Origin of the sequence: Marixanthomonas spongiae (assembly GCF_003095375.1) — a bacterium.
GTDB lineage: Bacteria > Bacteroidota > Bacteroidia > Flavobacteriales > Flavobacteriaceae > Marixanthomonas > Marixanthomonas spongiae.
Map to the genome: position 1 here is coordinate 12,811 of NZ_QEHR01000003.1, position 13,166 is coordinate 25,976.

Genomic DNA, 13,166 nt, shown 5'->3' on the forward strand with positions numbered 1-13,166 from the left:
TACATCGATAAACAGTTAATTGTATTTAAAATATTATATATTTTAAAAAAATAAAATAGCAAGGTGTCCAAAAGAAAGATGCTCGAAACAGTTATGTTTATTGCACTTTTAAATATCTAAAAAAACTTTAATTGGACACTAATGAAAAGAAATGACTAACTTTAAAAAAAGCTTTTGATTATGAAACATACAGCCAATTTATCAAAACTTCCATACGTGGGAAATGAAAAGAGTAAAGTAACCCTTCACTTATTTCTTCAAATTATAGGAAAAATACGATTAGAACTTACCCCCAGAAAAAACCACTGGTGGTATGTCACCGAATACGTTGACACAAATGGCTTTACAACGGGGCCTATTTTTTATAATTCAGGAAACGACACATTCACTATTTCCATTAATGTAGTAACACATCAAGTAGAAGTAAGTACCAGTCAAGGAGAGTCGGCCAATTTTGAACTTTACGAAGGCTTGACCGTAGCCGAATTTTACAACAACCTAATTACGATCCTTTCCGATTTTAATATTTCAGTAAGCATTCTGGATAAACCTTATGATTTAGATATAAACAAACATTTTTCTGAAATAACAGAATACCACCACTACAATAAAGAATACATTAAAAACCTTTGGAAAACCTTTCAATGGACAGATGGCGTATTTAAAGAATTTAGTGGTCGGTTTTACGGAAAAACCTGTCCGGTACACGTGTATTGGCACTCTATGGATCTAGCGGTTACCCGATTTTCGGGAAGAAAAGCTCCGCCCATGCCAAAAGATGCACGAATATCGGACAAAGACGCTTACAGCCACGAATGCATCAGTTTTGGGTTTTGGGCCGGTGATGACAATATGAAAGAGCCTGCTTTTTACTCCTACACCTATCCATCACCTGAAGGGATTGATAAAAAACCTTTGCAACCAGACAATGCGTTTTGGATGGATGCCAATGGAAGTCCGATGGCTATTTTAAAATACAACGACCTTCTTAAAAAAGACAATCCAAGAGAAGCGTTACTTGCTTTTATGGAGTCTAGCTATCGTGCTGGAGCTACCTTGGCAAATTGGGATCTAGAAAAATTAGACGTACCACCATTAAAAGAATTATAAACCATGAAAACCGGACGATTAGAAGCTTTTAGTGATGGCGTATTGGCTATAATAATCACGATTATGGTCTTGGAAATGCAAGCACCTGAAGACACCAGTATAGAAGGGTTATTAAAAGTGCTCCCTATTTTTATTAGTTATGTATTGAGTTTTATTTACGTGGGGATTTACTGGAACAACCATCACCACTTAATGCAAGTGACCCAAAAAGTAAGTGGCGGTGTTTTATGGGCAAACCTCCATTTGCTGTTTTGGCTGTCCCTTATTCCTTTTGCGACAAGCTGGGTAAATGAAAATCACACCGAACCACTTCCCATAGCTTTGTATGGTGTCATTTTATTAATGAGTGCGGTTGCGTATCGCATATTGGAATCGGTTTTGGTGAAAAACCACGATGAAAACGCAGCTCTTAAAAAACTCACAAAGATGGGCAGTAAAGAAAATATCTCGATCGTTATCTACGTAGCTGGAATTGCATTGGCTTTTGTAAGTGTTTGGTTAGCAGTTGCATGCTTTTCAATTGTGGCCATTCTTTGGGTTATTCCTGATAAAAGAATAGAACGGATACTTACCGATTAATACGGTTTAAAATTTTTGTTGGCCAATGACTTCCGGACCCGGCTTAAGCTTTCTGGAGTGATTCCCAAGTAGGAGGCAATCATCCATTGCGGCACGCGTAACAGTAAATCGGGATATAATTCAATAAAGTTTAAATACCTTTTTTCTGCTGAAGCGCCCAACAACAGATCAATTCGTTTTTGAAGGTGTTGAATGTGATTATGAAGCAGTTTTTCATTGAACTTTCTAAAAGAAGCACTCAATTCTGAAGCTTTCTCTATAAACTCTTCTGTTACGAAAACTACTTCAGCAGTTTCGATCACGTCAATTATAAAATACGAAGGATCATTAAAATAAATGCTGCCCCTGTCACCTATAAACCAATTTTCTGGAGCAAACTGCACAATGTGTTCTTTCCCGTTTTCATCTAATGTATAAGCCCGGAGCAGCCCTTTTTCAACAAACATAGAGGCTTTGCACGTTTCTGCTTGTTGTAGCAGAATTTCCCCTTTTGAAAAGGTTTCCGTACGCAAAAAAGGAGTCAATTCATTGAATTCCGATTCGGTGACCCCACCTCTATTCAGTATATATGATTGAAACGTTTCGCACTCCATAACAAAGCATATTATTTGGAAGGTTCTTTCTTTTTCTTAGGTGGCATCGGCCCCCGCAAATGCACGACCAATCCGTTTAAAAAATTCCGAAGGAATTGATCGCCACATTCCTTATACTTTGGATGCCCTTCTTTTCGGAAAATAGCGCCCAGTTCACTTTTTGAAACCTTAAAATCCACGAGCGCACATATTTTTACAATATCGTCATCACGTAACTTGTGGGCCACGCGAAGTTTTTTCATAATGTCGTTATTGGTCAATGCCATAGCTTTTATATAATTGATTCTTTAAACTTAATATCGAGGGCTTTTTGCAACTGGTGAATGTCTTGTAATTCACTTGGTAAAATCAGCGCAATAGAAGATCCAGTTTTTCCAGCTCTTGCAGTACGGCCACTTCGGTGAGTGTAATATTCTTGTTGATCGGGCAATTGGTAATGGATTACAAAACCGAGGTCATTGACATCGATTCCCCTTGCGGAAACATCTGTAGAAACAAGAATCTGCACATTTTCTTTTTTAAATGCGCGCATTACCTTGTCACGTTCTTTCTGTTGCATATCGCCTTCCAATGCTTCAACTGAAAATCCGTCATCCTTTAAAACCCCAACTAAGTTTCTGGTACCAGCTTTGGTACGGCAAAAAATGATACCACGATCATCTTTCAAGGTATCTAACAGCCTGATTAACGTTTCCACTTTATCTTTTAAAGCTGTTTTAATGTAATAATGTGAAATATTAGCATTGACCAAGCTATTTTTATTCACTTCAATTTTTACAGCATCGGCATCCATATAGGTTTTGATGATTCTTTTGATATCATCGGGCATCGTAGCCGAAAACAACCACGTACTGCGATGCTTGTTGGCCTGCTCGAGTATTTTATTGAGGTCTTGTTTAAAGCCCATGCTCAACATTTCATCGGCTTCGTCCAGTACTAATGTGTTTATGGTATGAAGGTTTATCTGTTTGCGCTTCATTAAATCCATGAGTCTTCCTGGTGTTGCAACAATAATGTGCGTTGGACGTTGCAAGTTTTTAATTTGAATATCAATTTTTTCCCCACCATACACGCCTTCAGCAAAAATTTTCTCGGGAGCATATTTAGTGAACTTGAAAAGTTGCTTTTGAATTTGCTGCACCAACTCGCGTGTGGGTGCTAAAATCAAGCCCTGCACCACAGCTTTTGAAGCATCAATGTTTTGCAATAATGGTAAGCCATAAGCCGCAGTTTTTCCAGTACCTGTCTGTGCTAAGCCCACTAAATCGGTTTTGTGTTTCAATAATGTGGGGATAACCGCCTCTTGAATTTCGGTAGGAGTCGTTATGTTTAATTCTTTTAATGCTTTTATATATTCTTTTTGAATCCCTACTTGTTGAAATGTTGCCATATAGCTTACTTTTTAGAACACAAAGGTACGTTTTATATTCTGGTAACATAACATATCGTGTTATTTAGAAACCAATCGAAACTAATTTTTTTGAAATATAAATAGCTAATATAAAGCGACCTACAACGAAACAAATCCACTCTATTTAAAATTAATCTAAATAAACTTTGAAGAAATGAAAAGAGGTATTAGTTTTGCGCTAAAACAACCTATTTGTATTAAGTCTAAATAATAATAAATGTATAAACTTACCCAACTAATTCTATTTCTTGTAGCTGTGACAGCTGCTAACGCGCAAACAGCAAACATTGAAGGAACTGTTACAGACGCAAACAACGAGCCTTTATTAGGCGTAAATGTTTTTCTTAACAATACTCAAAAAGGTGCTCAAACTGACATAAATGGTCATTTTGAAATCAGTGATATTTCAGAAGGAACTTACACGATTACCTTTTCATATGTGGGCTTTAAAAGCCACGAAGAAACAGTTACCCTTTTAAACAATGAAACCGAACAACTTCCTGAAATAACCTTATACGAAGGAAATGAGATTTTACAAGAAGTAGTGGTAAACGGCGAACGCAGGAATAAGTTTTCCCGTAAAAAAACCGCTTATGTTTCCAAACTGCCGTTGCGCGACCTTGAAAACTCACAAGTGTACAGCACCATCACAACCGATTTACTAAAATCGCAAGTAACCACCAACTTCGAAGATGCCCTTAAAAACGCTACGGGAATTGAAAAACTCTGGACTTCAACCGGTCGTGGCGGTGACGGAGCGGGGTATTATGCGTTAAGAGGGTTTTCGGTACAGCCACAACTGGTCAATGGGGTGCCAGGGATTACCAATGGAACCATCAACGCGGCCAATATTGAACGTATTGAAGTCATAAAAGGCCCTTCGGCTACCTTATTTGGAAGCACCGTAACATCTTACGGCGGATTAATAAACGTGGTGACCAAAAAGCCCTACATTGGTTTTGGCGGGGAAGTTTCTTTTACATCGGGAACTTATGGCCTGAATATGTTGTCGGCCGACTTAAACACGCCATTGGATAAAGACAATAATATTTACTTTCGTTTAAATACTTCGTATTCTACCGAAGATAGCTTTCAGGATGCAGGCTTCAGGAAATCATTTTTTGTCGCCCCTTCCCTATCCTATAAAGTGAACAACCGCTTGTCGTTCTCGTTCTATGCTGAAATTACACAGGCCGAACAAACCAATCCCGTTTTCCTCTTCTTGAACCGTTCGGCACCTTCCGTAGCGAAAAATATGGACGAGCTGAACTACAATAACAAGCTCTCTTTTACCAGCAACGCTTTATCGTTGAAAAACCCTTCGGCCAATTACCGTGCTGAAATAGATTATAAACTGTCCGAAACGTGGCAGTCGCAGACCATTCTTTCCAAAAGCAGCACGTCAACCGATGGATATTACTCCTATTTGTTCGATTATGGGGTTTTTGGCGGTAACGCTTTTACCCGATTGATCAACAAACAAAATTCGCGTACCAACACCACCGATATACAGCAGAATTTCATTGGGGATTTTAAACTGGGTACCTTGAGAAACCGAGTGGTGGCTGGTATTGATTATTATAACTCCACGGTAACCGACAACAGTTCTGGTTATGCGTTCTACGGAAATGTTCGCCCTAATGGACAAATAATCAACGACAACCCCTTTACGGCCGAAGTTGAGGAAGCACCTTTGCCATTGACCACTGCTGGCGTGGATGCGGCCTTGGCTTCGCAACCGATCAACAATATAAAATCGAAAACCCACGTGTACAGCGCGTATGTTTCCGATGTGTTGAACATTACGCCCACGTTTTCAGCAATGGCCGGTGTTCGGTTTGACGTGTTTGACAATGAAGGTAATTTAACAAACCCTGATGATGATTACGACCAAAGCACGTTTTCGCCAAAATTCGGTTTACTGTACCAACCTATTGCTGATGTGATTTCGGTATTTGCCAATTATCAAAACGGGTTTACCAACGTGGCCCCAGCTTTGGTAGGCGACCCACAACAAGGAGCACAGACTTTGAAAACCTTCGATCCCGAACAGGCCAACCAGTTGGAGTTTGGGGTGAAAACAAACTTTTTCAACAACCGTTTAAATGCGACCATAAGCTATTACGACATTAAGGTGACCGATAAAGTGATCACCGATCCCACAACACCTTTCAACAAAATCCAAGGCGGCAAAGTGGAAAGCAAGGGTTTTGAAATAGAAGTAAACGCAAACCCGGTGCGTGGATTGAACTTAAAAGGCGGTTTCAGTAACAATGACAGCGAAATAACAAAAACCGACAACCCTATATTGTTTGGCACACGCCCTAATGAAGCTGGCCCAGAAACTTTATATCATTTATGGGCAAATTACGAGTTTCAAGAGGGTGCTTTAGACGGATTTGGGCTTGGCGCAGGATTTAACGGCGCCAGTGAACGCGTGACCATCGATTACGGTCCGGGCGGCCAGTTTATATTGCCAGCCTATACCATTGCCAATGCATCGGTGTTTTACCAAGCCAACAAATACCGCATTGGGTTAAAGCTCAACAATGTTTTCAATAAAGAATACTATAAAGGGTGGACCACCATTACACCGCAAACCCCACGGGCGTTATATGCGAATTTCACCTATAAGTTTTAAACCATTGGATTTTTGTTTTGATTGTTTTTGTTAAGTAACAATAACCCTGTAATGGTTCAGGGTTATTACTTTTAAATAAACCAGATGATAACCACAACGATACTTTTTACTGTTTTAGGCTTTTATTTGCTGCTATTGGCTTCAAAAAGAGCAGCTGTTCCAGCAAGGGTTCCTGAAAGAGAGTTAGCTTTAAAAAACAAACAGGTCTTTAAAATTTCTGGAGTGGTGTTGCTCCTCATTGCTTTTGTTGCAGGATCTTTGTTTTGGGGTCTTGTCGCCGGGATTATTTCAGAGTTTATTATCCTCTCTATCGTGGCTAGTCTTGCAATAATTTTAGTTCCGTTACAGCTTATTAATTACAAGCAAATGACCGTGATTTTTATCCTTTCATTCATTTTTGAAGTATATCTAACCTATGCCAGCTAATAAAAAGTATTTAACAACGTCATCGTGGCAACGCTTTGCTAAAATTTCAGCAGGAATTGTTGGCGGATATATTATTTCAGCGTTGCTACACATCGCATTGGCTTTTTGGTTACCTAACCCAAAGATGGTTTTAATCACTTCGGTTTACACCCTTTATATGCTCTGGGTTGCCATTATAATCCTGTCCTTTTTAGCCAAAAACGGGTGGAAGTTATGGGCTCTTTATGTAGCTATTATCCTTGTTTTTAGCGTTTTAATTCACTTCGGAAAACTATATAATCCCGTTAATTGAGCACCATGAGCAAACGTAATTATAACGTATTTTTTCATACCCATACCGTTAGCGGCATTGTTATCAGTGTTGCCCTATATATTATTTTCTTTGCCGGGGCTTTTGCGCTGATAAAAGATGAAATCACCGCTTGGGAAAAAGGTGACCTTGTTCATATAGAACAGGCTCAAAAAATTGATTACAATCGTGTAGTTGATAGTATTAAAGCACAAGGTTTTAATCTCTACGGAAGAGATGTGAGAATGATCGCTCCAGATGCGAAACAGCAATTATATGTGCTGTTAAGCAAATCGCAAGACACCACGATTGTCAATAATCCAGACAAGAAGTATTACTTCTTTTTAGATGCTTTAGATTACAGTCATTCAGAATATTATGATTTTTATAGTATTGGCGAATTAATATATAGATTACACTTTTTTAGTCAGATACCAGTCGTTGGTATTTACATTGCCGGGTTCATAGCACTTTTCTTTTTATTCGCCATTGTAACCGGAGTAATTGTCCATTGGAAAAAGATCATTCAGAACTTTTACACCTTTAGGCCGAAAAAGAAATTAAAGACCATTTGGACCGATGCGCATACGGCCTTGGGCGTCATTGGGCTGCCATTTCAATTTGTATTCGCTGTCACTAGTTGTTTTTTATGTCTTTCGGCTTTGGTCTTGTTACCGGCAAATTATGTCTATAACAACGATCAAGACAAGACAATTTCAGAACTCCGCCCAATGGCAAAAACCTATGAGCTAACAGATGAAAAAGTAGCTGACATTCCCGATTTAAACGTTTTTATGGATAAAACGCTTAGCAAGTGGGAAACCTTCATGCCTGCTCAAGTGTATATTCGTAATTACGGTGCCACTAATATGAAATTTCAGGTTGACGGTTTATTGGATCCTGGCGATAAGTTCTTAGGAAATGGTCGTACTGTTTATGATGTAGCTTCCGGAAAGCTTGTTTCAGAAAAAAATCCGTACGACAATGATTATCTGGAAGATGTAGAACTAACAATACGGAGGCTTCACTTTGGCGATTTTGGTGGCCTGCCATTGAAGTTTCTTTATTTCGTATTGGCATTGATCACCTGTTTCGTGATTATTTCGGGAGTTTTAATTTGGTTGGAAGCACGGAATAAAAAAAATGTCCCTATTGAGCAAAAGTTATTCAACCGAAAGGTAGGGCATATTTATTTGGCTATTTGCTTGAGTATGTATCCCATCACCGCCTTCTCTTTTATTATTGCGAAGGTACTGCCTAGGTCTATGGACGACTCCCGCAAAACCATTTTATACGCTGTTTACTTTTTAGGATGGATCGCCGTTGCTGTTATCTTTCGGTTTATGCGCGATAACTACAAAACCAATAAATACACTTTATTATCAGGAAGCATTTTAGGGTTTTTAATCCCATTAGTAAATGGAATCACCTCCGGAAACTGGGTATGGAAAACATTTTCAGAAGGTCAATATGAAATTTTCTGCGTTGATCTTTTCTGGATTATCATGAGCATCGTTTCATTATGGGTTGTTTTAAAATTAAAGCGACCAGTTACTAATATTGACCATTCTGAATTAATCCAAGAACGCAATCAAAAGATTAAACAAACGCAAACTACTTCAACAAAAACTACAAACAACTTAAAATTTATGAGAACAAAAACTGCATTGTTATGGCTTTTCTTGGCCATCGGGTTTATTTTACATCACCTTTACGGCGTCATGAGCGTGTACTATAACGAAAGTGTGATGATTGAGGGCGCTACTGGCAAAACGCCCATCAACCACCACTTATGGCGCATCGGCTTGGAAGGGTTGGCTTTTCTTTTCTTTTTATTGACGTTGGAAGTGAACAAATCGTGGTTTCGTTGGACGGCTTTCTGTTGGGCAATGGTCGTAGGACTATTTAACGTATATCATTTTATGGGGGCACTTTTTTATGAAGCTTCGAACATTTCAGAAATACTCATCCTCGCTATGATGGTGCTGGCCAATGTATTTCTTGGTAAAAGCATCTTGATCTGGAACAAGGAAGAGATTGCATTAAGCGGTAAGCTGTGAGCTATTAGCCGTGAGTTACCTTCTGTGAAAATAACACCCATTAGCAGTTCTTTATTTGAGAACTAATCGTATATTTGTTTTACAATAGAGCGAATGAAACGAATAGTTGCGAAAAGTACGTTACGAGAATTCTGGGAAAACCACGCAGATGCTGAACAATATTTAAAAACCTGGTACGATACAGTCAATAAGGCAATCTGGCTAACTCCAAACGACGTAAAGCAAACATATATTTCTGCAAGTATTCTGAAGAACGGCCGGGTGGTTTTCAATATCAAGGGAAATTCCTATGGACTGGTGGTAAAGTTCAATTACGAAAAACAATGGGCATTTATTCGGTTTATCGGTACGCAAGCCGAATATGATAAAATAGATGCAGACACAATTTAAAAAGTATGGTGATGAGAATGAAACCAATTAAGACAGAAAAAGATTATCGAAATGCACTTGACAGGCTTGAAGTGATTTTTGATGCGCCAGTAGATACAAAAGAAGGCGATGAGGCGGAAATACTTTCACTGCTCATTGAAAATTATGAAAACGAGCACTACCCTATCGAAGCGCTAGACCCGATAGAAGCGATAAAAATTCGAATGGAAGAGCTTAATATGCGGCAAAAGGATTTGGTAGGTATTATAGGTGGAAAAAGTCGAGTTTCGGAAATTCTGAGCCGAAAGAAAAGGTTAACGGTTGATATGATACGAGAACTGGAGCGAACGCTTCAAATATCGGCATCTGTTTTGGTCAATAATTACCAACTTGCGAAAAAATAACAAAAAGCAACAAAGGTTATAAGCAATTCGGGTTTAAGTGCTTAAAACAAAAAAAACACTACTTTTTAATGAGCGAGAAACAAGGTTTTGGCTCGGTGTCCAACCGAACGGCAATCTCCTATCTGCTCCAACAATACTCTTAGCCACGACAACTATGATCAGTAATATAAATTGCGCCAACCTTAGCGGCTCGACGGCTTTCGAAAACTAAGCTATAAGTAAAATCACTTATTCTGAAAATTCCTTTAAATCTTCTTCCAAATCGAGTTTTCTGAACTTCGGAAGAATCGCTCCAGTGGCCACTACCGTAACCAAGGTCATACAGCCTCCAAAAACAACGGCGGTAACGGTACCCATTAATTTGGCCGTGAGCCCACTTTCAAAAGCGCCCAGCTCATTGGAAGACCCAACAAACATAGAATTCACCGATGCTACGCGACCTCGCATGGCGTCGGGTGTTTTTAATTGCAAAATGGTTTGCCGGATGATCATAGATATACCATCGGTCACCCCGCTCATAAACAAGGCGAAAACCGAAAGCCAGAACCAGGTTGAGAGTCCAAACACAATAATACATAGCCCAAAACCAAAAATAGCGGCCAAAAGTTTCATCCCTGCATTTTTGTTAAGCGGAAAATAAGCAGAAGTAAACATAATTATAGCAGCGCCAACAGCCGGTGCCGCACGTAAGATTCCGAAGCCTTCAGAGCCTACGTTTAAAATATCCTGTGCAAAGATGGGAAGCAGCGCCACTGCACCACCAAACAACACGGCAATCATATCTAAACTTAAGGCCCCTAAGATCACTTTATTACTATACACAAATTTAAGCCCTCCTTTTAAGCTTTTCATAACCGGTTCGCCAATATTGGGATTTAAAACGGGTTTTTTCGGAATTTGAAATAAACAGATCAATGCCAATAGCGACAAGGCAAAAATAAAGCACATAGCCCAGTGCACGCCAATCCAGTGAATGGCAAATCCGCCAAAAGCAGGGCCTAAAACAGCACCTACTTGCCATACCGAACTGCTCCAAGTAGCTGCATTGGGATATACTTTTTTTGGAATTAATAAGGAAAACAACGAGAAAATCGTGGGACCGAGAAATGCACGGACAATCCCGCCCATAAACACCAAAAAATAAACGATGTACAAAATGGTATTGGTCGTTAAACCACCGATTAACCGCGGCCAAGTAATTAAAAACAACCCTAAGCTTACTACGGAAAAGCCGATAATACACTTTATAAGCAGGCTCTTTTTCTCTTTTTGATCCACTACATGCCCGGCAAACAGTGCCATGGAAACAGCTGGAATCACTTCCATCAAGCCAATGATACCCAATGAAAGCGGGTCTTTGGTAATGCTATACACTTCCCATTCTATAACAACAAATTGCATGGTCCAAGCAAAGACCAAAGCAAACCGAAGCAGTAAAAAAATATTGAATTCACGGTAGCGTAGCGCTGCGTAAGGGTCGTTTTTAGGCATAAAAGAAAAAGCTTATTGCTGTGCCAACAAAAGTACTATTCTTTTAGAAGCCTATCATTGCATAAGGCTGAAAATTGCGATGCCATAAATGGCAAAACGCGCAAATCGCAATAACCCGAACATAAGATAGTTCCCAAATTTATAATTGATGGTTCCCGCCGCCATACTGGTAATGGAAAAAGGAATGGGCAACAACGCACCCACAACGATTAAAAAACCGCCCCATTTGCGAACGTTCTTAAGGTGTTTTTTCATCTTTACTTCAACATACTCATATACCGATGGTATTTGCAAGATCCACTTTCCTATAAAATAGCTTCCAATTCCACCGAGATAGGATAAACCCGCCAAAAAAGAAAGATATAGTACAGGATCGGACATTTTACTGGACCAAGCGATGAATATTTCAGGCGGAATCAATCCCAATAAAGTCTCGCTGGCAAAAAATACCAATAACACACTTAAAGGTGGGTAGGTTTCAGTAACGTGAGTGAAAAAAGCACTGAAATCGAGCAACAGCCAATCAACTAAAAACAATACACCTATAAACAGAAGAATAGGGATAATGCTTTTTTTAAGGCTATGACCCACAAAGTTATAAAAACCCGTGAGGCTGTAATATTTGTGCATCCGTTTTAAACCGCTTTCTTTTTTCTTTTCTGTCTTGTCCATGGGCTCGTACTTATTTTAATGTAATATAAATACTTTGTTTTTTTCAGGGTGCAAATATAATGCTAAAAAAGAGCATAATACACAAAATATTTTGGTATAAAGGGTTAAACTTTGTTAATTGCACCCTACTGCGTTTTTTTAGAATAAGATACGGGGAAACACGTATAACACACAACATAAGAAGCAGTACTTTTAAAGTTAACTAACCAACCACCATGCATCCAAAAAACATACACAATAAGTCCTATGATTTTCAAGGGTTAAGCGAGACTCATCCAGCATTGACATCACACGTTTTTGTAAATGGATACGGAATTAGGACCATAGATTTTTCAGATAAAGAAGCCGTTTTCCATTTAAACAAGGCAATTTTAATGCGCCAATACCATATTAACGATTGGCATATCCCAAAAAACTATCTTTGCCCACCAATCCCCGGGCGTGCAGATTATATTTACCATCTGAATGATTTGGTTTCAGAAAACAATTCAAAACCTCCTGTAAAAGGTTTAGACATAGGCGTTGGCGCCAGCTGCATCTATCCTATTCTCGGGGCGCGTCTTTACAACTGGCAGATGGTGGGATGCGATATCCATGAAAACTCGGTGAAATCGGCCTTGGAGAATATTGAAGCTACGCCCGATTTGAAGAAGAATATAGAGATCAGGCACCAAAAAAACAACGCCCATATTTTTGAAGGCATCATTAATACGGGAGAGCAATACCATTTTACTATGTGCAATCCGCCTTTTCATGCTTCGGAAGAGGAAGCGGTTAAATTAACCAACACCAAAATGAAAAACCTCGGGTATGCTGAAACGAACACGTCAAATTTTGGCGGTCAAGCAAATGAGCTTTGGTGCAATGGCGGGGAAGCGCTTTTTATAAAACGAATGATTAAGCAAAGTGTGGACTTTAAGAACCAAGTGGGTTGGTTTACCTCATTGGTGTCAAAGAGTGACAACCTTCCAAAAATCCAGAAACAGATAAAAAAGACAAACGCCAGGCATAAAATCATCGAGATGTCGCAAGGAAACAAGAAAAGCAGGATCGTGGCTTGGACATATCAGTAGAAATTATATTTGAGAAGTTAGATTGCCGACTTGAGTAAATGACGTGAA

The 13,166-nt window shown here is 39.2% G+C and carries 14 protein-coding genes; 9 read left to right on the forward strand and 5 right to left on the reverse strand.

Going from position 1 to position 13,166, the window contains the following annotated elements:
* The first annotated feature begins 180 nt into the window (after positions 1-180).
* Together DDV96_RS04720 and DDV96_RS04725 are read left to right on the forward strand one after the other, a co-directional pair.
* Positions 181-1,110, forward strand: a complete 930-nt coding sequence (locus DDV96_RS04720; protein WP_116693606.1) for a DUF5996 family protein — start codon at positions 181-183, stop codon at positions 1,108-1,110.
* Between the two features lie 3 nt (positions 1,111-1,113).
* Positions 1,114-1,689, forward strand: a complete 576-nt coding sequence (locus tag DDV96_RS04725) for a TMEM175 family protein (RefSeq protein WP_116693607.1) — start codon at positions 1,114-1,116, stop codon at positions 1,687-1,689.
* Here DDV96_RS04725 and DDV96_RS04730 read toward each other — a convergent pair.
* Genes DDV96_RS04730 through DDV96_RS04740 form a run of 3 tightly spaced genes read right to left on the reverse strand, consistent with a single transcriptional unit; the run spans position 1,686 to position 3,672 of the window.
* Entirely contained in the window at positions 1,686-2,282 is a 597-nt protein-coding gene (locus DDV96_RS04730) for a Crp/Fnr family transcriptional regulator (RefSeq protein WP_116693608.1), read from the reverse strand. The genes DDV96_RS04725 and DDV96_RS04730 overlap by 4 nt on opposite strands.
* Positions 2,283-2,293: 11 nt before the next feature.
* Positions 2,294-2,548, reverse strand: a complete 255-nt coding sequence (locus DDV96_RS04735; RefSeq protein ID WP_116693609.1) for a DUF1456 family protein — start codon at positions 2,546-2,548, stop codon at positions 2,294-2,296.
* A gap of 5 nt (positions 2,549-2,553) precedes the next feature.
* Complete coding sequence (locus DDV96_RS04740) at positions 2,554-3,672, reverse strand: DEAD/DEAH box helicase (RefSeq protein ID WP_116693610.1); 1,119 nt, start codon at positions 3,670-3,672, stop codon at positions 2,554-2,556.
* Between the two features lie 238 nt (positions 3,673-3,910).
* Here DDV96_RS04740 and DDV96_RS04745 point away from each other — a divergent pair, with 238 nt between their 5' ends.
* The 6 genes from DDV96_RS04745 (at position 3,911) to DDV96_RS04770 (ending at position 9,882) form a co-directional block, all read left to right on the forward strand.
* Positions 3,911-6,334: a TonB-dependent receptor gene (locus DDV96_RS04745; protein WP_116693611.1), complete on the forward strand. Its 2,424-nt coding sequence runs from the start codon at positions 3,911-3,913 to the stop codon at positions 6,332-6,334.
* An 84-nt stretch (positions 6,335-6,418) separates the two neighbouring features.
* On the forward strand, positions 6,419-6,760 hold the full coding sequence (locus DDV96_RS04750) for a hypothetical protein (RefSeq protein WP_116693612.1): 342 nt from the start codon (positions 6,419-6,421) through the stop codon (positions 6,758-6,760).
* A complete protein-coding gene (locus tag DDV96_RS04755) occupies positions 6,750-7,052 on the forward strand; it encodes a hypothetical protein (protein ID WP_116693613.1) in 303 nt (100 codons plus the stop codon). Before DDV96_RS04750 ends, DDV96_RS04755 begins: the two co-directional genes overlap by 11 nt.
* Before the next feature lie 5 nt (positions 7,053-7,057).
* Complete coding sequence (locus tag DDV96_RS04760) at positions 7,058-9,109, forward strand: PepSY-associated TM helix domain-containing protein (protein WP_116693614.1); 2,052 nt, start codon at positions 7,058-7,060, stop codon at positions 9,107-9,109.
* 93 nt (positions 9,110-9,202) lie between these two features.
* Entirely contained in the window at positions 9,203-9,499 is a 297-nt protein-coding gene (locus DDV96_RS04765) for a type II toxin-antitoxin system HigB family toxin (RefSeq protein ID WP_116693615.1), read from the forward strand.
* 11 nt (positions 9,500-9,510) lie between these two features.
* Positions 9,511-9,882: a helix-turn-helix domain-containing protein gene (locus DDV96_RS04770; RefSeq protein ID WP_116693923.1), complete on the forward strand. Its 372-nt coding sequence runs from the start codon at positions 9,511-9,513 to the stop codon at positions 9,880-9,882.
* Between the two features lie 228 nt (positions 9,883-10,110).
* Here DDV96_RS04770 and DDV96_RS04775 read toward each other — a convergent pair whose 3' ends face one another.
* Positions 10,111-11,373, reverse strand: a complete 1,263-nt coding sequence (locus tag DDV96_RS04775; RefSeq protein ID WP_116693616.1) for an MFS transporter — start codon at positions 11,371-11,373, stop codon at positions 10,111-10,113.
* Positions 11,374-11,427: 54 nt separating this feature from the next.
* The gene (locus DDV96_RS04780) at positions 11,428-12,045 is read right to left on the reverse strand and encodes a YqaA family protein (protein ID WP_116693617.1); all 618 of its coding nucleotides are present in this window, start codon (positions 12,043-12,045) and stop codon (positions 11,428-11,430) included.
* Between the two features lie 215 nt (positions 12,046-12,260).
* On the opposite strand from DDV96_RS04780, the gene rlmF reads away from it, so the two are divergent.
* Positions 12,261-13,118 carry a 23S rRNA (adenine(1618)-N(6))-methyltransferase RlmF gene (gene rlmF / locus DDV96_RS04785; RefSeq protein WP_116693618.1) on the forward strand — a complete coding sequence of 286 codons (858 nt, stop codon included), beginning with the start codon at positions 12,261-12,263 and terminating at the stop codon, positions 13,116-13,118.
* Positions 13,119-13,166: the final 48 nt, after the last annotated feature.

Bases quoted from the DNA above. Each gene is read 5' to 3' on its own strand.
- DDV96_RS04720 (WP_116693606.1), top strand. From the start codon at position 181: ATGAAACATACAGCCAATTTATCAAAACTTCCATACGTGGGAAATGAA.
- DDV96_RS04725 (WP_116693607.1), top strand. From the start codon at position 1,114: ATGAAAACCGGACGATTAGAAGCTTTTAGTGATGGCGTATTGGCTATA.
- DDV96_RS04730 (WP_116693608.1), bottom strand. From the start codon at position 2,282: ATGGAGTGCGAAACGTTTCAATCATATATACTGAATAGAGGTGGGGTC.
- DDV96_RS04735 (WP_116693609.1), bottom strand. From the start codon at position 2,548: ATGGCATTGACCAATAACGACATTATGAAAAAACTTCGCGTGGCCCAC.
- DDV96_RS04740 (WP_116693610.1), bottom strand. From the start codon at position 3,672: ATGGCAACATTTCAACAAGTAGGGATTCAAAAAGAATATATAAAAGCA.
- DDV96_RS04745 (WP_116693611.1), top strand. From the start codon at position 3,911: ATGTATAAACTTACCCAACTAATTCTATTTCTTGTAGCTGTGACAGCT.
- DDV96_RS04750 (WP_116693612.1), top strand. From the start codon at position 6,419: ATGATAACCACAACGATACTTTTTACTGTTTTAGGCTTTTATTTGCTG.
- DDV96_RS04755 (WP_116693613.1), top strand. From the start codon at position 6,750: ATGCCAGCTAATAAAAAGTATTTAACAACGTCATCGTGGCAACGCTTT.
- DDV96_RS04760 (WP_116693614.1), top strand. From the start codon at position 7,058: ATGAGCAAACGTAATTATAACGTATTTTTTCATACCCATACCGTTAGC.
- DDV96_RS04765 (WP_116693615.1), top strand. From the start codon at position 9,203: ATGAAACGAATAGTTGCGAAAAGTACGTTACGAGAATTCTGGGAAAAC.
- DDV96_RS04770 (WP_116693923.1), top strand. From the start codon at position 9,511: ATGAGAATGAAACCAATTAAGACAGAAAAAGATTATCGAAATGCACTT.
- DDV96_RS04775 (WP_116693616.1), bottom strand. From the start codon at position 11,373: ATGCCTAAAAACGACCCTTACGCAGCGCTACGCTACCGTGAATTCAAT.
- DDV96_RS04780 (WP_116693617.1), bottom strand. From the start codon at position 12,045: ATGGACAAGACAGAAAAGAAAAAAGAAAGCGGTTTAAAACGGATGCAC.
- rlmF (WP_116693618.1), top strand. From the start codon at position 12,261: ATGCATCCAAAAAACATACACAATAAGTCCTATGATTTTCAAGGGTTA.